At 66.5% G+C, this 20,001-nt stretch carries 16 protein-coding genes and 1 pseudogene; 11 read left to right on the top strand and 6 right to left on the bottom strand.

Going from position 1 to position 20,001, the window contains the following annotated elements; translation table 11 throughout:
• Positions 1-11: 11 nt before the first annotated feature.
• The 7 genes from ATI53_RS12145 to ATI53_RS12115 all read left to right on the top strand — a co-directional run bounded on the left by ATI53_RS12145 (position 12) and on the right by ATI53_RS12115 (position 8,009).
• Positions 12-965, top strand: a complete 954-nt coding sequence (locus ATI53_RS12145; protein WP_009504145.1) for an ABC transporter permease — start codon at positions 12-14, stop codon at positions 963-965.
• Position 966: 1 nt separating this feature from the next.
• Positions 967-1,848, top strand: a complete 882-nt coding sequence (locus tag ATI53_RS12140) for an ABC transporter permease (protein WP_009504146.1) — start codon at positions 967-969, stop codon at positions 1,846-1,848.
• Positions 1,835-2,881: an ABC transporter ATP-binding protein gene (locus ATI53_RS12135; protein WP_034452205.1), complete on the top strand. Its 1,047-nt coding sequence runs from the start codon at positions 1,835-1,837 to the stop codon at positions 2,879-2,881. The genes ATI53_RS12140 and ATI53_RS12135 overlap by 14 nt, the downstream gene beginning before the upstream one ends.
• Before the next feature lie 76 nt (positions 2,882-2,957).
• Entirely contained in the window at positions 2,958-3,935 is a 978-nt protein-coding gene (locus ATI53_RS12130; protein ID WP_111550498.1) for an ABC transporter ATP-binding protein, read from the top strand.
• A 3-nt stretch (positions 3,936-3,938) separates the two neighbouring features.
• The gene (locus ATI53_RS12125; protein ID WP_111550497.1) at positions 3,939-5,111 is read left to right on the top strand and encodes an amidase; all 1,173 of its coding nucleotides are present in this window, start codon (positions 3,939-3,941) and stop codon (positions 5,109-5,111) included.
• Entirely contained in the window at positions 5,108-5,572 is a 465-nt protein-coding gene (locus ATI53_RS12120; protein WP_009505045.1) for a RidA family protein, read from the top strand. The genes ATI53_RS12125 and ATI53_RS12120 overlap by 4 nt, the downstream gene beginning before the upstream one ends.
• Before the next feature lie 100 nt (positions 5,573-5,672).
• Positions 5,673-8,009 (top strand): mechanosensitive ion channel domain-containing protein, encoded by a 2,337-nt coding sequence (locus tag ATI53_RS12115; protein ID WP_111550496.1) that lies wholly within the window; start codon positions 5,673-5,675, stop codon positions 8,007-8,009.
• An 82-nt stretch (positions 8,010-8,091) separates the two neighbouring features.
• Here ATI53_RS12115 and ATI53_RS12110 read toward each other — a convergent pair whose 3' ends face one another.
• The 5 genes from ATI53_RS12110 to ATI53_RS12090 all read right to left on the bottom strand — a co-directional run bounded on the left by ATI53_RS12110 (position 8,092) and on the right by ATI53_RS12090 (position 14,423).
• Entirely contained in the window at positions 8,092-11,403 is a 3,312-nt protein-coding gene (locus tag ATI53_RS12110) for a bifunctional diguanylate cyclase/phosphodiesterase (protein ID WP_111550495.1), read from the bottom strand.
• Positions 11,404-11,527: 124 nt separating this feature from the next.
• Entirely contained in the window at positions 11,528-12,175 is a 648-nt protein-coding gene (locus ATI53_RS12105; protein ID WP_111550494.1) for a 2-dehydro-3-deoxy-6-phosphogalactonate aldolase, read from the bottom strand.
• Complete coding sequence (locus ATI53_RS12100; protein ID WP_009505040.1) at positions 12,172-13,143, bottom strand: 2-dehydro-3-deoxygalactonokinase; 972 nt, start codon at positions 13,141-13,143, stop codon at positions 12,172-12,174. Before ATI53_RS12100 ends, ATI53_RS12105 begins: the two co-directional genes overlap by 4 nt.
• Positions 13,140-13,349, bottom strand: coding sequence for a hypothetical protein (locus ATI53_RS12095; protein ID WP_111550493.1), 210 nt, complete (start codon positions 13,347-13,349; stop codon positions 13,140-13,142). Before ATI53_RS12095 ends, ATI53_RS12100 begins: the two co-directional genes overlap by 4 nt.
• A 54-nt stretch (positions 13,350-13,403) precedes the next feature.
• Positions 13,404-14,423 (bottom strand): LacI family DNA-binding transcriptional regulator, encoded by a 1,020-nt coding sequence (locus tag ATI53_RS12090; protein ID WP_009505038.1) that lies wholly within the window; start codon positions 14,421-14,423, stop codon positions 13,404-13,406.
• A 238-nt stretch (positions 14,424-14,661) separates the two neighbouring features.
• On the opposite strand from ATI53_RS12090, the gene ATI53_RS12085 reads away from it, so the two are divergent.
• From ATI53_RS12085 to ATI53_RS12070, 4 genes are all read left to right on the top strand, one after another.
• Positions 14,662-15,693, top strand: coding sequence for a TRAP transporter substrate-binding protein (locus tag ATI53_RS12085; RefSeq protein WP_009505037.1), 1,032 nt, complete (start codon positions 14,662-14,664; stop codon positions 15,691-15,693).
• Positions 15,694-15,768: 75 nt separating this feature from the next.
• The gene (locus ATI53_RS12080; RefSeq protein ID WP_009505036.1) at positions 15,769-16,329 is read left to right on the top strand and encodes a TRAP transporter small permease subunit; all 561 of its coding nucleotides are present in this window, start codon (positions 15,769-15,771) and stop codon (positions 16,327-16,329) included.
• The gene (locus ATI53_RS12075; RefSeq protein WP_009505035.1) at positions 16,329-17,645 is read left to right on the top strand and encodes a TRAP transporter large permease; all 1,317 of its coding nucleotides are present in this window, start codon (positions 16,329-16,331) and stop codon (positions 17,643-17,645) included. The genes ATI53_RS12080 and ATI53_RS12075 overlap by 1 nt, the downstream gene beginning before the upstream one ends.
• 11 nt (positions 17,646-17,656) lie before the next feature.
• Complete coding sequence (locus tag ATI53_RS12070; protein ID WP_111550492.1) at positions 17,657-19,447, top strand: IlvD/Edd family dehydratase; 1,791 nt, start codon at positions 17,657-17,659, stop codon at positions 19,445-19,447.
• 275 nt (positions 19,448-19,722) lie between these two features.
• On the opposite strand, the pseudogene ATI53_RS12065 reads toward ATI53_RS12070, so the two are convergent.
• Positions 19,723-20,001, bottom strand: a pseudogene (locus tag ATI53_RS12065) (hypothetical protein); the annotation flags it as partial.

The following is a 20,001-nucleotide window of genomic DNA, read 5'->3' as shown; positions in this document are numbered from 1 at the left end:
AGGTCAGACGCGTGCTCAGCTATCTTATCCGCCGTTTAATACTGGTTCTGCCGGTGGCCTTCGGGGTCTCGGTCATCTGCTTCCTGCTGGTGCAGATCGCGCCGGGCGACCCGCTGACCGCCATCATGCCGATAGATGCCACCGCCGAGGAACAGGCCGCCATGCGCGCCGCCTACGGGCTGGATAAACCGCTTCCCATTCAATACGCGGTGTGGATCGGCAACCTCGTGCAGGGCGACATGGGCAAATCCATCGCCAGCGGCCGCCCGGTCGCGACCGAGGTGTTCGGGGCGGTGAAAAATTCGCTGCTGCTGGCGGCAAGCGCCGCCGTGATCGCCTTTCCAATCGGGGTTTTCCTGGGGTTCCTGGCGGGGTATTTTCAGGAAAGCTGGGTTGACCGCTGCGTCACCGCGCTGTCGATTACGGGTGTGTCGGTGCCCAATTACTGGCTGGGCATCGTTCTGGTCATCATCTTTTCGGTGAATCTTGGCTGGCTGCCGTCCATGGGCGCGGGGCCGGGCGGGTCCGGGGCGTGGGAATGGGACTGGCTGCACGTTCGCCACCTGGTCCTGCCCGCCGTGACGCTGGCGGTGGTGCCCATCGGCATCGTGTCGCGCACCGTGCGCGCGCTTTCGGGCGACATCCTGACCCAGGATTTCGTGCAGGCGCTATACGCCAAGGGCATGAGCCGCGTCGATGTGCTGCGCCATGTGGCGCGCAACGCCGCCGCCACCGCGCTGTCGGTGATGGGCTTGCAGCTGGGCTATCTGCTGGGCGGGTCGATCCTGATCGAGACGGTGTTCAACTGGCCCGGTTCCGGTTTCCTGCTGTCGAACGCGATTTTCCAGCGCGACCTGCCGCTGTTGCAGGGCACGATCCTTGTGCTTGCGCTGTTCTTTGTCGCCATGAACCTGATCGTCGACGTGGTGCAGGCCGCCATCGACCCCCGCATTCAAAGGACCTGACATGGCCCTTGCCGAAACTTCCCCCGTCGCGCCCGTGCAAAAACCCCAAGGGTATTGGGCCGGGGTGGGCGCGCGGCTGGTGCGCGACCCGCTGACGATGATTTGTCTGGGCGTGGTGCTGTTGCTGATCCTGTCGGCGGTGTTCGCGCCTTACCTGGGCCTGCCGGACCCTTACAAGGGGTCGATGATCGCCCGGTTGAAACCGCTGGGCACGCCGGGCCATATCCTTGGCACCGACGAACAGGGGCGCGACATGTTCGCCCGGCTGATCTATGGCGGGCGGCTGACGCTGTTCATCGGTCTCAGCCCGGTGGTGCTGGCGTTTTTCATCGGCGGGGTGCTGGGCATCGTGGCGGGCTATGTGGGCGGGTTCGTCAACACCGTCATCATGCGCACGGTCGATGTGTTCTTTGCCTTTCCGTCGGTGTTGCTGGCGATTGCCATTTCGGGCGCGCTGGGGGCGGGGATCGTCAATTCGCTGGTCTCGCTGACCATCGTGTTCATCCCCCCCATCGCCCGTGTCGCCGAGGCGGTGACGTCGGGCGTGCGCGCGCTGGATTATATCGACGCGGCGCGCGCCACGGGGGCCTCGGCGCTGACGGTGATCCGGGTGCATGTGATCGGCAATGTGCTGTCGCCGATTTTCGTTTATGCCACGTCGCTGACCAGCGTGTGCATGATCCTGGCGGCTGGCCTGTCTTTCCTTGGCATCGGCGTGCGTCCGCCCGAACCCGAATGGGGGCTGATGCTGAACACGCTGCGATCCGCCATCTATGTCAACCCGTGGCTGTCGGCGCTGCCCGGCGTGATGATCTTTGTCACCTCGCTGTGCCTGAACCTGCTGAGCGACGGTCTGAGGAGCGCGATGAATGTCCGTGACTGATGTCATCCCCGCCGCCGATCCCGGCGGCCCCGCGCAACCGCTGATTACGGTCAGCGGCTTGCGCAAGTATTTCCCGGTGCGCGGGGGCATCCTGGGGCGCACGCAGGCGCAGGTCCAGGCGGTCGACGGCGTCAGCTTTGCCGTCGCCGAAGGCGAGACGCTGGGCATCGTCGGCGAATCCGGCTGCGGCAAATCCACCACCGCCAAGCTGCTGATCGGGCTGACGGAACGGGACGCGGGCGAGATCGTCTTTGACGGAGAGGCCCTGGGCGAGCGGCTGTCGCTCAAGGATCTGCGGCGCGGCGTGCAGATGGTGTTTCAGGACAGCTATGCCACGCTGAACCCGCGCATGACGATCGAGGCATCGGTGGCGTTCGGCGCCCATGTGCAGGGGTTGGACGACCCCGAGGGGCGCGCCCGTCGGCTGATGGATCGCGTCGGCCTGGACCCGGCGCGCTTTGCCCATCGCTATCCGCACGAGCTGTCGGGGGGTCAGCGTCAGCGGGTGAACATCGCCCGCGCGCTGGCCATGTCGCCGCGCGTCGTGGTGCTGGACGAGGCGGTGTCGGCGCTGGACAAATCGGTCGAGGCGCAGGTGCTGAACCTGCTGTCGGACCTGCGGGCCGAATTCGGGCTGACCTATATCTTCATCAGCCACGATCTGAACGTGGTGCGCTATATCTCGGACCGGATTCTGGTGATGTATCTGGGCGAGGTGGTGGAAATCGCGCCGGTCGATTCCATCTGGGAGGAACAGGCGCATCCCTACACGCGCTCGCTGTTTTCCGCGATGCCGTCGATGGACCCGGACAACCGTACCGAAAAGCCGCCCCTTGCGGGCGATCCGCCCAACCCGATCAACCCGCCGTCGGGCTGCCGGTTTCACACCCGCTGCCGCTTTGCTTCCGCTGTGTGCAAGGCGGCGGTGCCCAAACTGGCGGGACTGGATCGCAACGCCGCGCATATGGTGGCGTGCCATCTGTATGACCCGGCCTCCGGACACCCGGATGCGGGGCAGGGGGGCTTGGCATGATCCTGTCCGGCAAATGCCCGCGGCGTGAGGTCTTCTGGACCGCGCCTTCCCCCGCCCCCAACCCGGAGGACGGCCGGTGACCAAGCTGCTTGATATCCAGAATCTGTCGGTGAAGTTTTCCGGCAAGCGCAACGTTCATGCGATCAACGACGTGTCGCTGGCGATGGAGCAGGGCGAGACGCTGGCCCTGCTGGGCGAATCCGGGTCGGGCAAGTCGGTGACGCTCAAGGCGCTGCTGGGCTTGTTGCCGCCCAAGCGCACGCGGATCGACGGGTCGATGCGGGTGAACGGCACCGATGTGCTGTCGCTGCGCGGCAAGGCGCTGCGCAAGTATCGCGGCGGCGAGGTGTCGATGGTGTTTCAGGAACCGGCGCTGGCGCTGGACCCGGTGTACACGGTCGGCCACCAGATCGCGGAATCGGTGATGCGCCACAAGGGGTTGGACAAGGCCAACGCCATGTCCGTCGCGCTGGACATGCTGGACCGGGTGCGCATTCCGTCCGCCAACCGCCGCCTGCACAGCTACCCGCACGAACTGTCTGGGGGGATGCGCCAGCGGGTGATGATCGCGCTGGCGCTGGCGTGCCGTCCGCGCCTGTTGCTGGCGGATGAACCCACGACGGCGCTGGATGCCACGGTGCAGATCCAGATCCTGCTGCTGCTGCGCGAGCTGCAAAAGGAATTCGGCATGGGGGTGATTTTCGTCACCCATGACATCGGCGTCGCGGTGGAGATCTCGGAACGGGTCGCGGTGATGTATGCCGGGCAGATCGTCGAAGAGGGCACCACCCGCGAAATCATCAACGATGCCCGCCACCCCTACACCCGGGGCCTGCTGGCGGCGAACCTGCACGACGTGGCGCGCGGCACGCGGCTGAACGCCATCCCCGGCGCGCCGCCCGCGCTGGACTCCGCGCCCGGCGCCTGTTCGTTTGCGCCGCGCTGCCCCATCGCGCTGCCCGCGTGCCGCGCCGTGCTGCCCCCCGTCTTTGCGCCGGGGCCGCGCCGCCGGGTCGCCTGTTTGCGTGCCACTGAACCAATTGCTGCGGAATGAATCATGCTGATCGAACACGATCCCTATCATTGCTACATGCCCTATCCGCCGGTGCCGGTGGAAAACGCCCCGGACGGTCCGCTGGCCGGGCTGACGCTGGGGGTCAAGGATATCTATGACGTAGCCGGCTACCGCACGGGCTGTGGCTGTCCGATCCGGCTGGCGATGTCCGACATCAAGACCGCCACCGCCCCGGCCATTCAGGCGCTGCTGGATGCGGGGGCGGCGTTCAACGGCAAGCTGCACACCGATGAGCTTGCCTGGTCGATGTACGGCATGAACGCCCATTTCGGGATGCCGGTGAACCCCAACGCGCCGGGGCGCATTCCGGGGGGGTCATCGTCAGGATCGGGGGCGGCCTGCGCGGGGGGCCTGGCGGATATTACCGTCGGGTCGGACACCGGCGGATCGGTGCGCGCCCCTGCCAGCTTTTGCGGCACCTGGGGGATCAGGCCGACGCATGGGCTGATCTCGCTTGATGGCGTCATGCCCCTGGCGCCGAGCTATGACACCTGCGGGTTGTTCGCGCGCGATGGGGCGACCCTGCTGCGCGCGCTGTCGGTGCTGCTGTCCGACAGCGCGCCCTTGCCCGATGCGCCGCGCCTGTTGAAATCGCCCGAGATGTTCGACCATCTGGGCGCCGACCAGCGGGCCGCAACCGAAGCGGCCTTTGACGGGGTGACGGCGCGGGATGTCGCGCTTTACCCCGACGGCATGGATGCGGCCTATGCGACGTTCCTCGCCTCGATGGGGGGCGACGCGCAAAAGCACATCGTGCCTTTCATTCGCGACTCCAACATGCCGCTGGTGCGCGGCATCGACGGGCGCGCCGCTGCCGCCGAGGCGCTGAGCGCGGGTGACATCGCGCGGGCCGAAGCGCAGCGCACCGCCTTTGCCGCCCATGTCGATGCCGCCCTGGGCGGCGATGGCGTGGTGCTGGCCCCGGTGGTGCATGACGTGGCCTTTGCACCGGATGCCCCGCTGGAGATATTCGACAATTTTCGCCATATCTCGCAGCGCATGCTGTGCGTGGCGGGGCTGGCCGGGCTGCCGCAGGTGACATGGCCTGCGGGGATGCTGAACGGCGCGCCCTGGGGCGTGTCGCTGATCGGGCCGCGCGGGTCCGACCTGTCGCTTGTCAGACTGGCAATGACGTTGCAGAAGGACACGGCATGACCTGCCCCATCGAGGCGAAACTGGCCGAAATGGGGCTTGCGCTGCCGCCATCGGCCCCGTCGCGGGCGCTGTACCTGCCCGGCAAGATCACCGGCAAGACGCTGTTCGTGTCCGGCCATATCTGCGAATGGGAAGGCGTGCCGAAATATTTCGGCCCCGCCACGCCCGGCGCGGATCTGGCAGAAGGCTACGCCGCCGCGCGCATGTGCGCGCTGAACCTGCTTTACAACATCAAGGCGGTGACCGGATCGCTTTCCGCGGTGGCGCAGGTGGTCAAGCTGAACGGCTATGTCGCCGCCACCCCGGATTTCGGCCAGGGGCCGGCGATCGTCAACGGCGCGTCGCAACTGTTCATTGATCTTTACGGCGAAGCGGGCCGCCACGCGCGCACCGCTGTCAACGTCGCCTCGCTGCCCGAATGCGCGCTGGTCGAGGTCGAGATGGTGGTCGAACTGCACTAGCCGATCGGTGCTGGCCTTCGGGGCTGTCCGTGCTAGGTGGGGTCGCAACGCCCGCGCGGCCTTGCGCGGATGACCGAAGAAACAGACAGACCGTGGTGCCATGACATTCGCGAAAACCTGGATCGCCTCGCTGCTGATCCTCGCCAGCCTTGTGCTGGGCCCTCTTTCCCCGACTGACGCCGTGGCCCAGGCCACCGGTGATGCGACCGACCCCGACCCCGACGCGGCCCGTGGCAATCTGGATCTGCTGTTGCGGGTGATCGAGGACGATGCCAGCCGCGCCGCGCTGATCGACGAGCTGAAGGCGGCGCAGACCACCGCCGAGACGCCCGCCGACGATCAGGTCGTCGAAACGCTGGCAGAGGCCAGTGGGCAAAGCGCGCCCGCGGAAAGCCTGTCGCTGAGCCGCCGCATCGCCGAGATCACCCAGGCGGTGGCGCAGGATCTGGCCTCTGGGCTGTCAGCGGGCTGGGAGCAGATCACCCGCGCGCCCGCCGTGTTCGACGGGTTTTCCGGCGCCGAAACCGGCATTCTGCTGGAGGCGCTGCAACAGCTGGGCCTGATCCTTGTCGCCACGGTTGCGGTGTTCCTGTTGCTGCGCAGCATCGGCAAGCGGATCTATGGCCGGATGGGCGCCAGGGCGGGCGAGTCGGGGATCATTCGCACCGTGGGGCTGTTTCTTGCCTCGGGGCTGATCGACGCGTTGATCGTTGTGGTGGCCTGGGCCATCGGCTATGCCATTGCCACCTTTGCCCTGGGCAATTTCGGACAGATCGGCATTCGCCAGACCCTGTATCTGAACGCGTTTCTGCTGGTCGAGCTGTGCAAGGTGGCGGTGCGGCTGATCCTCAGCCCGTCGGCGCATAACCTGCGCCCGATGCCGGTGTCGGACGGGGCGGCAAAATACCTGTCGCGGCGGCTGAATTTCATGGTCGGACTGGTCGGATACGGGCAACTTCTGGTGGTGCCGATCATCAATTCCAATGTGTCCTATTCCGCCGGGCGGGCGGTGTCGGCGCTGGTGGCGCTGATCGTCGTCGGGATTGCGATCTGGCTTGTGCTGCGCAACCGCAAGCCGGTGGCGGACTGGCTGGAACGCGGCGGGCGCACCCCCGAGGACGTCGTACAGGAAACCCGCCTGGAACAGGCCGAGCAGCCCGACCCCCCGCAACCCGACGCCCGCACCATCGGCACGCCCGATCCGGCGCCACGCAAGCGCGGTGCGCTTGGGGTGCTGGCGCGGCACTGGCACTGGCCTGCGCTGCTGTATCTGCTGGTGATGCTGGTGCTGGTTCTGGTGCAACCCGGAGACGTGGCGTTCCGGTCGCTGATGAATTCCGGGCAGGTGCTGCTGGTCGTGATCCTGGGCATTGCGCTGTCCGGCGCGATGACGCGGGTGATGGTCAGCGGTGTGCAACTGCCCGAGCGTATCAACCAGCGCCTGCCGCTGCTGGAGCGCCGGCTCAACACATTCGTGCCCAAGGCGCTGTTCGTGCTGCGGCTGGTGATCTTTGTCGCGGTGGTGGCGTTCGCGCTGAACGCCATCAACCTGATCGACCTGCGGGGCTGGATGGCCAGCCAGATCGGCGTCGATCTGACGGGCACGCTGTTCAGCGTGGCGGCGGTGCTTGTGGTGGCGTTTGGCATCTGGGTGGCGCTGACATCCTGGGTGGATTACCGGCTGAACCCGGAATTTGGCAGCGTGGCCACGGCGCGCGAAAAGACGCTGCTGTCGCTGATGCGCAACGCGGCGACGATCGCGCTGGTGCTGATTACGCTGATGTTCGTGCTGTCGGAAATCGGGCTGGACATCGCGCCGCTGCTGGCGTCCGCCGGGGTGCTGGGGCTTGCCATCGGCTTTGGCGCGCAAAAGCTGGTGCAGGACATCATCACCGGCGTGTTCATCCAGCTTGAAAACGCGATGAACGTGGGGGATGTGGTGGCGCTGGGGTCGACCTCGGGGGTGGTGGAACGGCTGACGATCCGCTCGGTGGGGCTGCGCGATCTGACCGGGGCCTACCACCTGATCCCGTTCAGTTCGGTCGATATGGTGACCAATTATGTGCGCGAATTCGGTTATGCGCTGTGCGACATGGGCGTGGCCTACCGCGAGGACATCGCGGATGTGAAGCAGGCGATGCTGGATGCCTTCGACCAGCTGCGCAGCGACCCCGAACAGGCGGCCAACATCATGGGCGATCTGGAATGGTTCGGGATCAATTCGTTCGGTGACAGCGCCATCGTGGTGCGGGCCCGCATCAAATGCCTTCCGGGGACACATTGGGGCGTGGGGCGCGCCTATAACGGTGTGCTGAAAGAGGTGTTCGACGCGCGCAACATCGAAATCCCCTTTCCGCATCAGACCATCTACCTGGGCGAGGCCAAGGACGGGACGACCCAGCCGTTCCGCATCCAGTCGGACGAGGGCGCGGCCTGAGATCATCGCGCCCGCAATCAGGCTGCCGCGTTCCGGCATCCCGACCGGGCGCGATCATGCGCTGTTTCCGGGGCGCGCGCCGTCAGGCCGCGTGGGTGTTCCAGCCCCGCGCCGCCCTGGCCAGCGTCACCATGTCGAGCGCCGGTGCATAGTGGAACCCTTGCAGCACGTCGCAGCCCATGTCGCGCAGGATATGGACCTGCTCGATCGTCTCGACCCCTTCGGCAACGGTCGCGATGCCCAGCGTGTCGGCGATTTCGATGATCGCGCGCACCAGATTGCGCGACCGGACGTCCCGCGCGACCGGCAAAACGATCCGCTTGTCGATCTTCAGCGCGGTGGGCGAAATTTCCATCAGGCCGATGATCGAGGCATGGCCCGATCCGAAATCGTCGATCTCGATGTCGATGCCGCTTTCGCGCACCAGATCCAGATGGAACCGGAACGCATCGGATTCTTCTTCGACCAGGATGGATTCGAGCAGTTCGAAGGTCACGCGGGTCTTGCCGGTCGCGACCTGCCGGCCCAGGGCGACCACGTCCGGGTCGCGCATCCGCCCGGAGCTGACGTTGAAGCTGATCTTGGGAATGAAGACGCCGTCGGCCTGCCAGAAATCAAGCGCATCGCGCGCCTTGAGCATCATGATACGGTCGATTTCAGGCACGATGCGCAGATGTTCGGCCACCTGCATGAACGATTCCGGGGTCAGGATCCGCCCATCCGGGCAGCGCCAGCGCAACAGCGTTTCGACCCCGACAAGCTGTTCGCCCTGGGCCGAGAATTGCGGCTGGAACCAGGGTTCGAATTCGTCCCGTTCCAGCGCCTCATGCAGATCGATGGCAAGCCGACGCTCGCCAAGGATGGTTTGGCGCAGCTCGGGGGTGAAAATCTCTAGCCGGTTGCGTCCCAGGTTCTTGGCCCGGTACAGCGCGGCATCGGCAAACACCGGCAGGTCGGTGGCATCCGCGGCCATGTCCTCGGACCGGGCAATGCCGAAGCTGGCGCCGAAACGGCATTGCCGTCCTTCGAAAAAGAAAGGCTCCGCCAGCTGCTTGCGGATGGTTTCGACCAGCGCGCAGACCGCCTCCAACGGCAGGGAAGGGTCCGGCAGGATGGAAAATTCATCCCCGCCGACGCGCGCGGCAAAATCCTCGGGCCCGATCCGGGCGCGCAGCACATCGGCCACGCGCTGCAGCAGCGCATCGCCTGCCTCGTGGCCCAGCGTGTCGTTGACCGACTTGAAATAGTCCAGATCGACGCGGATGATGGTGCCGGCCTTTTGCGCGGCGCTGCGGCGGGATTCAATCTCGCGATCATAGCTGCGGCGGTTCGGCAGGCCGGTCAGCCCGTCATGCATGGCCTGTCGTTCATTTTCGCGGCGCATGTCTTCGGCCAGGCGATGGGCGCGGCGCAGTTCGGTTTCGCGGTGAACATCGTCGGTCACGTCGATGGCACTGCCGAAGCCGATGATCCCTTCGCTGTCCTGCCCGTTGGGGCTGAGCGAGACCCTGAGCCAGCGCTCGCCTTTCAGCGGGTGATTGACCCGGTGGCGAAAGGTTCCCGGCCCGTCGCCGGTCATCGCGTCTTTTACCGCAGCCATGACACCGTCCAGATCCTCGGGCGGGACGTTGGCGTACACCGTTCTGCCATCGCTGCGCAACGGATCCAGCGGCAGGCCCATCAGTTCGGCCAGGCGGGGGCTGCAATACAGGAACCGCACCTTGCCCGTGGGGGTGATGCGAAATTCGACAATTGCGCCGGGCGCATTGTCCGCCATCACGAGAAACCGCGCATGGGCACGGCGCAGGTCTTCGGATGCCTGCGCGGCACGTTGTTCGGCCTGCATCTGTTCGGTCGAGTCGAACATGAAACCGAACCAGCGCACCACCCCGTTTTCGATCCCCACCGGCTGCGCCGTGGAGGTGACCCACCGCGTGCCGCCATGGGTGCGGAAGGTATGCGAAAACTGCTGAAAGCTGGTGCGGGACCTTTCCGTTTCGGCCACCACCGCAGGCAGGTCGTCGGGGTGGATCGCGTCGAAAACAGACTGGCTGTCGGCGGCGATGACCTCGGCCGGGACCCCCATCAGCGCGGGCATCCGGCCCGTGAAAAAGGGAAACGTCCCGTGCCCGCTGTCGTCCATGAGAAATTCGTAAAGCGCCGCCGGAGCGTTGCCCGCAAGGCTGTTGAGCCGTTCGTGCAGGTCGCGCACTTCTTCAAACGCCAGTTCGGCGCGGGCTTCGGTTTCTTCCTGCCGGGTGATGTCGAGCAGGTTGACGAACCAGCTGATCGCTCCGCCGCTCAGTTCGGCGGGCTGCGCCGACAACAGCATCCGACGCGTGCCGTGTTCGGGATGATCCAGCCAGAAGGCGCAGCTGAAAAGCGACCGCGCGCTGCGCGCCACGTCGAATTCCTGGTTCACGCGCGCCACCTCTTCGGGGGGAAGGTGACGCAGTACACTGGTGCAATCGCCGCGCAGATCCGTGGCGCTGACCCCGACCATGTCTGGCAGGCTGGCGCTGAAATAGGCAAAGCACTGGCCGCCGTCGACGCTTTCGCGGTATTCCCAGAGCGCGCCGGGCGCATTGTCCGCCAGATTGTTGAGCCGTTCGTGCGCGTCGTTCAGCGCTTCGGCGGCGCTTCGTTCGGCGGTGGTCTGCGCCGTCACATCCACCATGGTTCCGAACCAGATGGTCGACCCGTCCGGCTGGGGGTAGGGGCGCGTGGTCAGCAGGATCGCCCGCGCGCCGCGGGTCGGGTGCGCGACGCTCAGCACGCGTTCGATCGTACCGCCGGTTTGCACCGCATGGCCGATCTCTGCCACGATACCCTTGATTTCCGTCGCGTCGGCGTGCCTGAAAATCGACCGCGCGTCCCGCGCGATGTCTTCGGGTGACACGCCGAACAGGTCGGCCAGGCCGGCGCTGTGATAGGTATAGGCCCAACGGCCGCCGGCGGTGCGGACACATTCATAGACGGCGCCGGGAGCGTTGTCGGCCATCTGGTGAAACCGCGCCAGCTGGCGGCGCGCGGCAGAGACATCGCTTTCCAGCCGCAACCGGTGATCCTGTCGGGCGGGGCCGGTGGGCGGCACGAGCTGGGCAAGGATGCCGGAGGCACGGTCCCCCGGAGCCAGCCACGCGATTGTGCCGAGCAGGTCGATTTCGGCGCCGTCCGGCCCCGGCACCCTGACCCGGATGTCAGCCGAGGGTTCGCCCGCCTGCAAATCGTTCAGGGCGGCCGCGATGCGGCAGCCAAGCGGCCCCGCCTCTGCAATCTGCGTCCTGAGGCATGGCATCAGATCCCGCGCCGACGGGCTGGCCGCGACAACGGTCCCGTCGGCCGCGAACAGCCATACGGGGCAATCGAGCGTTTCGACAAGAGTTCGCATCATTCCACATACACCGGTCGCCTTGCAAACCGGCAACCATCCCTGGTGTCACGATGTTCGATATACCTTAAGGAAACCCTTCGCCGTGCGCCTTGTGCCCTGACGTAAGGGAGCGCACACCCCCCGGTCAGGGTTGCATGTCGCGCCAGGCTTCGACAAAGGCACCCGCCTTGCGCGCAACCGCCCCGACCGTGTCGCCGGGCTTGTAAAGCGCGCCGCCAAGGCCGAACCCGGCCACCCCCGCGCCGTGGAACCGCGGCATGGTGCCGGGCGAAATGCCGCCCACCGGGAACACCCGCGTGCCCGCTGGCAGGATCGTGCGAATCGCCTTGATTGCCGCAGGGCCGACAAGCTCTGCCGGAAAGATCTTGAGCGCGTCGGCGCCCGCGTGCAGCGCGGCATAGGCTTCGGTCGGGGTGGCGATGCCGGGCATGCAGATCAGGCCCGCCGCCTTGGCCGCCGCGATCACCGCGACATCGGCATGCGGCATCACCACAAGGTCGGCGCCGATGTCGTTCAGCCGCGCCACATCGGCGGGCGTGGTCACCGTGCCCGCCCCCACGAGCGCGTCGGCGGGCAGGGCGGCGCGCACCGCCGCGATGCTGTCGAAGGGTTGCGGCGAATTGAGCGGAATTTCGATCAGCCGGAACCCCGCGTCGTACAGGGTTTGCGCGATGCCGACCGCCTCGGGCGGGGTCAGCCCGCGCAGAATGGCGACAAGCGGCAGCGCCGTGCAGGCGGCATCAAGGCGGGTGGAACGGGCGGTGTCGGTCATATGGGATCTCCGGATTCGGATGTCAGAAGGCCCGCGTCGCAGGCAAGCCGGAACAGCCCCGCTGGCGCGGGGTTTTCGACGATGGCTTCGGCGCCCCGACCGGCAATCGCCGTCAGGGCGCGATCGTAGCGCGCGCACAGCGCCGGGCTGCCGACAAGCAGCAGCGGTCCGTCCGCGCGGGTCGCAAGGGCCGAGACGATCTCGTGCCCGATCAACAGCCCCGAGCAGTACTCCGCCAGCGCCGCCGCGGGAAGCCGCCCGGTGAGGCCCAGCGTGCGGGTTCCGAACAGCAGATGCGTCAGCCCGCCCGCGCCATCGCGCGCGGCCTCGGCCACGCCGTCCAGAAAGGCCGCGTGCCGCACGGTGTCGGCCAGGGGCGCGTCGCTCATCAGGCGCCCAAGGATGGACCGCGTGCGCAGCAGGGCAAAGAGTTCGCCGGTCATGTGGGTTTCAAAGCCGGTGACGGTTCCGCCCTCGACCCGTGCCCATTTCGAATGGGTGCCCGGCAGGATCAGCGTGGTGCCGGCCTGCCGGTCGGGATGGCCCGCGATGGCCCCGGCGATCTGGATTTCCTCGCCGCGCATCACGTCCGGGGGGGCGCCTGCGGGGTCATGGATCAGCCCCGGCGCGATCAGGATGTCCTGCCCGCCCGCGGTGGTGACGCGTCCGGCGGCGTGGGGCAGCGCGCCGAGGTCGGCGGGGCAGGGCAGGTAGGGCACCTCGCGCCAGCCCTGCGCGCTGCCGACCATGCCGCTGGCGACCACGGGCAGCGGCGCGCGGTCCAGCCAGGTGCCGCAGATCGCGGCGAAGGCGGCTTCGAACCCCGGCAGGCCCGGCTCTGGCAGGTGCTGGACGCCGTGGCCCGAGGCGCGGGTGTCGATCACCCGGCCCTGCGCCGTCATCGCAAAGGCGCGCAGGCTGGAGGTGCCCCAGTCGAGCGCGATCAGCGCGGGTGTGTCATCTGTCATCGTCGGGCCTCCGGCCAAGGGGGTTGCGAGATTTCCGTGGCATCGGCGCGCGCCAGCCGCGCGATCCGGTCATCGGGACGACAGGGTGCCGCTGGCGCCGCGACGATGCCGCCGCCGACAATGCCGCAGCGAACAAGGCGCAGGACCTTCAGCCCCCGTGCAAGGGTTTGCTCGCCGCGTGTCTGCGTGTGGCCATCGCGGGTCATGAGCTGCGGCGCCTGACGCCGGGCACGACCCCGGCTTGGATGGCAGGACATCGTTCAAGTGGACTCCCGCGCGATCATCTCGAACCCCAGATCCACATGCCGCTCTGTCACCGACCCCGGCGCGCCGATTTCGTCCAGCAGCATGGCGATGGCGCGGCTGCCGATCTCGCGCCGGGGGGTGGCGACGGCGGACAGGGCAGGAACCATGTGCCGGGCCATCTCGATGTCGTTGTAGCTGCAGATGGCCAGCTGATCGGGCACCTTGATATGGCGCCGGGCGGCTTCCATCAGCGCGCCCACCGCAAGGTCGTCGTTGTTGCACATCACGGCGTCGGTGTCTGGCGCGCGGGCCAGAAGCTGTTCCAGAAGATGCCCGCCGATGCCCACCGAAGACGGCTGCGGCGTGGTCAGAATGCGCGCTTCGTCCAGTTGCCCGCAGGCGGCGGTGACATCGCGAAACGCCCCCAGACGCCGCTGCGCGCGCGGGTCCATCCGCGCGCTTATAAACCCCGGCCGCCGATACCCGCGATCGCGCAGATGCCGCGCCCCGGCGCGCACCGCCGCCAGTTGGTCGAAGCCCACGCTCATGTCGATGGCGTCGCCGGTTTCCATGATCTGCACGATGGGGCAGGGGGCGGCTTGCAGCAGGCGGCGCCCTTCGGGGGTCTGGTCCATCGACGACACGATCAGCCCGGCCGGACGCTGGCTGAGAAAGGTGCGGATCAGGCCTTCTTCTTCCAGGGCGCTGTAGCGGTAGTTGCCGATCTGCACAAAGAACCGTGTGCCCTGCGCGCCATCGTAGACCCCGCGCAGCACGTCGGAAAACACGTTGTTGGTGAGCGAAGGCACCAGCAGCCCGATGGTCGAACTGCTGCGCGAGGCCAGCGCCGAGGCCGCCGGATCGGGGGTATAGCCCAGCCGGGCGATGGCCTCCTGGACCTTGCGCCGGGCCTTTTCCGACACGATCCCCGGCGAGCGAATCGTGCGCGAGACGGTGATCGCGCTAACACCGGCGGCGCTGGCGACATCGGCCAGGGTGGGGCGGTTTGAGCCGGCTCTGCTTTTTCGGGCCATCGGGGCGGGTCCTTTGCTTTGGCCGGAGTTTCGCTGAATTTTCGGCGTTCTTCAAGGAATTCCCGGCCTTGGGCACAGGCGGTGGGGCGCGACCAGGCCGTGCCGCCAGGTCGCGCCGAGGGTCTGTTGCCGCGCCCCCGCACAAAATGATTGCGCTGTCATTATCGCGCGCCTATGGTGCCGGCAGTTTCGGGGTGCCAATCGCGCCCCGAGCCAGCACAACTGGGAGGAGCCCCAAATGACCCATATCACCCGCCGTGCCCTGTTTGCCGGAACCGCGCTTGCGCTGACCCTCGCCGGGGCGGCACAGGCGCAGGACCACACCTTCCGCATCCAGTCGTCGGACCCTGCGGGCAACACCAACTTCCTGCTGCAAAAAGAGTGGGCCGAGATGGTGTCGGACAAGACCGACGGGCGCGTCGCGGTGGAAATGCTGCCCGTGGAAACCATCGTGGCGCATTCAGAAACGATGGATGCGGTCGCAGCCGGCATCATTGACGGCCATTTCACCGACACGTCATATGCCTCGGGCAAGGACCCGGCGTTCGGCCTGATCGCCAATCCCGTCGGCGCCTGGTCCGACCCTGCCCAGATGTTCGATTTCATGGCGAACGGCGGCGGCAACGCGCTGATGAACGAGATGCTGGAGCCCTACGGGCTGCATTTCATTGGCGCGACCACGCCGGGGCTTGAGGCGTTCGTGTCCACGGTGCCGCTGGACGGCGTCGACGACCTGAAGGGCCTGAAACTGCGCGCCCCCGAAGGCATGGTGCAGAACGTGTTCGCCGCCGCCGGGGCCGCGCCGGTCAACCTGCCGGGGTCCGAGGTGTTCACCTCGCTCGACAAGGGCGTGATCGACGCCGCCGACTACAACACCTTTTCCACCAACGCCGCGCAGGGTCTGCACGACGTGGCCAGGCACCCGGTCTACCCCGGCTTCCATTCCATGCCGCTGATCGAAGTGTCGGTGAACAAGGAAAAGTGGGACTCGCTGCCCGACGATCTGAAAGCCGCGATGGAGGAATCCGTCGCCGAGTTCGCCGTCTACCAGTCGGAAACCGTGCATGAGCGCGATATGCAGGCCGCAAGCGAGGCCGAGGCCAGCGGCGAGGTCACCATCCACGACTGGTCCGACGAAGAGCGCGCCAAGTTCCGCGCCATCGCCCGCAGCCAGTGGGAAGACGCGGCCGGAGCGTCGGCCAACAGCCAGAAGGTCTATGACCTGCTGACCGCCTATCTGGTCGACAAGGGGCTGATGTCCGAGGACTGATCCTTTCCGCTCAAACCACCTTGCCCCCGGCCCCGCAGGCCGGGGGTTTCCCGTTCCAGGACCGGAGCCACCGCGATGCCAGACATCATCGACGAAACCCTCAGCAGCCACAACGAAACGCCCGAGCCCGTGCCCGAGGCCGGGGTATTCGGTCAGGCCGTCAACGCCGTGGGCATTGTGTTCGCCATCGGCATCCTCGCTTCGGCCGGGCTGCTGATGTACGAGGTGGTGATGCGCTACGCCTTCAACGCGCCCACCAGATGGGTGCATGAAACGGTGGTGTTCCTGTCGGCGATCGCCTTTGTCTACGGCGGGCTTTATGCCGCCGCGATCGACAAGCACATCCGCGTGGTGATCTTTTACGACCGGTTTTCGGGCGGCGTGAGACGGGTGTTCGACGTGTTGATTTCACTGACCTGCCTTGTCGCGTCGGTGTTCTTTGCCTGGGCCGCCTGGCTCAGCGTGGCGCGCGCGGCCTGGACGCCACAGGGCGATTTCCGGCTGGAAACGTCCGGCAGCGCATGGAACCCGCCCTATCCCGGCCTGCTCAAGATCTTTCTGCTTGTCATCCTGATCCTGCTGGCGGTCCAGTTCGCGATCTTTACGGTCAACTACCTGCGTAAAAAGGCCCGGTGATGGAATTTCTTCCCGATTTTCAGGCGATGGGCATTGGCGGCGCGACATTCGCCATGTTCGTCATGCTCATGGTGCTGCTGCTGACCGGCATGCCGCTGGCCTTCGTGACGCTGCTGGTGGCGCTGATCTTTGCGCTGGGGTGGTTCGGGCCGATGGCGGTGCCGCTTATCACCTCGCGGATCTTCAGTTTCGTGAACAGCTTTGTCTTTGTCTCGGTGCCGATGTTCGTGCTGATGGCGGCGATCCTGGACCGATCCGGCATCGCGCGCGACCTGTTCGATGCGATGAAGGTGCTGGCGGGCCGCATTCGCGGCGGCGTCGCGATCCAGACGCTGCTGGTGGCCGTGGTGCTGGCCGCCATGTCCGGCATCATCGGCGGCGAGGTCATCCTGCTGGGCCTGCTGGCGCTGCCGCAGATGCTGCGGCTGGGCTATGACCGCAATCTTGCCATCGGCGTGTGCTGCGCGGGCGGCGCGCTGGGAACCATGGTGCCCCCGTCCATCGTGCTTATCATCTACGGGCTGACGGCGAATGTGTCGGTGGGCGATCTGTTCAGCGCCGCGTTCATTCCGGGCCTGATGCTGGCGGGCTTTTACGCGGCCTACATCCTGATCCGCGCCTACCTGAATCCGGCGCTGGCCCCCATCGCCGAACCCGAGGACATCACCCGCACCGAAAAGCTGCGCCTGCTCAAGGGGCTGTTCCTGCCGATCCTGGTGGTGGTGTTCGTTCTGGGGTCGATCTATGGCGGCATCGCATCGGTCACCGAGGCCTCGGCCATCGGGGTCGTTGGCGTCACGCTGTCGACCGTCATCCGGGGCGAATTCACGGTCGGGCTGATGGCGGGCGCGGCCAAACAGACGCTGCGCACCGTCGGCATGATCGTGTGGATCGGCATCGGCGCGTCGGCGCTGGTGGGCGTGTTCAACCTGATGGGCGGCATCACCTTCGTGTCCAACCTCATCACCGGGATTTCCGATGAGCCCATCGTTGTGATCCTGTTCATGATGCTGATCCTGTTCGTGCTGGGCATGTTCCTGGACTGGGTGGGGATCGCGCTGCTGTGCATGCCGATCTTTGTGCCCATCGTGCGCGACATGGGCTATGATCCGGTGTGGTTCGGCGTGGTCTTTGCGATGAACATGCAGGTCAGTTTCCTGTCGCCGCCGTTTGGCCCGGCCGCCTTCTATCTCAAATCCGTGGCCCCGCCGGATATTTCGCTGGGCGACATCTTTCGTTCGCTGCTGCCGTTCATCGCCATGCAGGTGCTGGCCCTGGCGCTGCTTCTCGTCTTTCCCGGCATCACCGGCCACTAGGAGTTTTCCTCATGACCGATCCCCGCAAGCTGCGTTCGACAAGCTGGTTCAACGATCTTGGCGACCCCGAGATGACGGCGCTGTACCTGGAACGCTATCTGAACTACGGGCTGACCCTACAGGAACTGCGGTCGGGCAAGCCGATCATCGGCATTGCCCAGACCGGCAGCGACCTGTCGCCCTGCAACCGTCACCATATCGAACTGGCCAGGCGCACCCGCGACGGCATCATCGCATCGGGTGGCATTCCGCTGGAAATCCCGGTGCACCCGATCCAGGAAACCGGCAAACGCCCCACCGCGATGCTGGACCGCAACCTGGCCTATCTTGGCCTGGTCGAAAGCCTGTATGGCTATCCCATCGACGGCGTCGTGCTGACCATCGGATGTGACAAGACCACGCCCGCGCTGCTGATGGCCGCCGCCACGGTGAACATTCCCGCCATCGCGTTTTCCGTCGGGCCGATGCTGAACGGCTGGCACAAGGGCGAACGCGCCGGGTCCGGGGCGGTGATCTGGAAAGCGCGCGAGAAATACGCCGCCGGTGAGATCGACGGCGCCGGTTTCCTTGAGATGGCCGCCGCCTCTGCCCCGTCTGTGGGGTATTGCAACACCATGGGGACCGCATCCACGATGAATTCGCTGGCCGAGGTGCTGGGCATGCAGCTGCCCGGTTCGGCATCCATCCCCGCGCCCTATCGCGAGCGCGGGCAGATGGCCTATTACACCGGCTGCCGCATCGTCGACATGGTGCGCGAGGACCTGCGCCCGTCGCAGATCATGACCCGCGCCGCGTTCGAAAACGCCATCGTGGTCAATTCGGCCATCGGCGGGTCGACCAACGCGCCGATCCATCTGGTGGCCATCGCGCGGCATCTGGGGATCAAGCTGACCAATCAGGATTGGGAATACCTTGGCTACGACGTGCCCCTGCTGGCCAACGTCCAGCCCGCCGGGGCCTATCTGTCCGAAGATTTCCACCTGGCCGGCGGTCTGCCCGCGGTGGTGGCCGAATTGCTGCGCGGCGGGCTGATCCCGCATCCCGGCGCGCTGACGGTGACGGGCGAAACCTTTGGCGGGCTCTACGCCGGGGCGCCCTGCGAAAACGCCGATGTGATCCGGTCGCTGGACAAGGCGCTGACGCCGCATGCCGGGTTTCTGAACATGACCGGCAACCTGTTTGACACCGCGATCATGAAGACCTCGGTCATCACTCCGGATTTCCGCGCCCGGTACCTGTCGAACGACACCGACCCGATGGCCTTCGAAGGGCCGGTGTTCGTGTTCGACGGCCCCGAGGATTTCCACCGGCGCATCGACGACCCAAGCCTTGGCATCACCGCGGACAGCATCCTTGTGATGCGCGGCGCGGGTCCGCGTGGCTATCCGGGCGGCGCCGAGGTGGTGAACATGCGCCCGCCGTCCTATCTTATCAAGCAAGGCATTCGCGGACTGCCCTGCATCGGCGACGGGCGGCAATCGGGCACATCGGGGTCGGCCTCGATCCTGAACGCCTCGCCCGAGGCGGCGGCGGGGGGCAACCTTGCCATCCTGCGCGATGGCGACCGGCTGCGCGTCGATCTCAACACGCGCAAGGTGCGCTTGCTGGTCCCAGAGGCGGAAATCGCCGACCGCCGCGCCACGCTGGAGGCAGAGGGCGGATACAGGGTGCCCGAAAGCCAATCGCCCTGGCAGGCGATCTTTCGCGACCGGGTGCGTCAGTTCTCTGACGGGATGGTTCTGGACGGCGCCGACAAGTTCCGCGACATCGGCAACAAGGCGCTGCCGCGTCACAGCCACTAACGGCGTCCGGCCGCGGCGCACCCGGTCGGTGCGCAAAGCCGGGTTTTTCCCGGTCGGTTCCGGCATCGCACGCCATTGATAACGCGCCGGTTCTGGCCAACGCAGCGATGCCCGCACGGGGCGCGCGCCGATTCTCGTCAGAGGCAGCGCAGGGCGGTCGCTGACAGTCCGGTCCCGCCGCATTGTTGCAACCAGGTAGAAATGTCACTGGTTGCGCAAAGTAGAAATGTCCCGCTGGGGCGCTGACGGGAGCGTAGCCTGGCAGGGCGGAGGCCTCACATATCGCAGCCCTGGCTGGCTGCGCGGGCCTCTCGCTCGGCGCGTTTTCGGGCGTAATAGGCGTCGAGTTTTGATGGTCTTCCCGGCGGTTTGTGGCCGGTCGGTTCGTAGCGCGTCCGCTGCTTTCCCGCACGCGGTTTCCTGGGCGGCGCCTTGTCCTGCTCCTCCTTGAGGAACTCGAGCACCGCGCTCAGATGCTTGTTCTCGGTGATCGCGGCGTGGGTCACGCGCTGATCCTTGTCGAAGGCGGAATAGGGATAGGGATAGGGATAGGG

The sequence above is a fragment of the Salipiger aestuarii genome, from assembly GCF_003259905.1.
In the GTDB taxonomy this organism is placed as follows: domain Bacteria; phylum Pseudomonadota; class Alphaproteobacteria; order Rhodobacterales; family Rhodobacteraceae; genus Salipiger; species Salipiger aestuarii.
The sequence above is the reverse complement of the archived record's forward strand: the minus strand, read 5'-3'. Positions and strand labels throughout refer to the sequence as shown.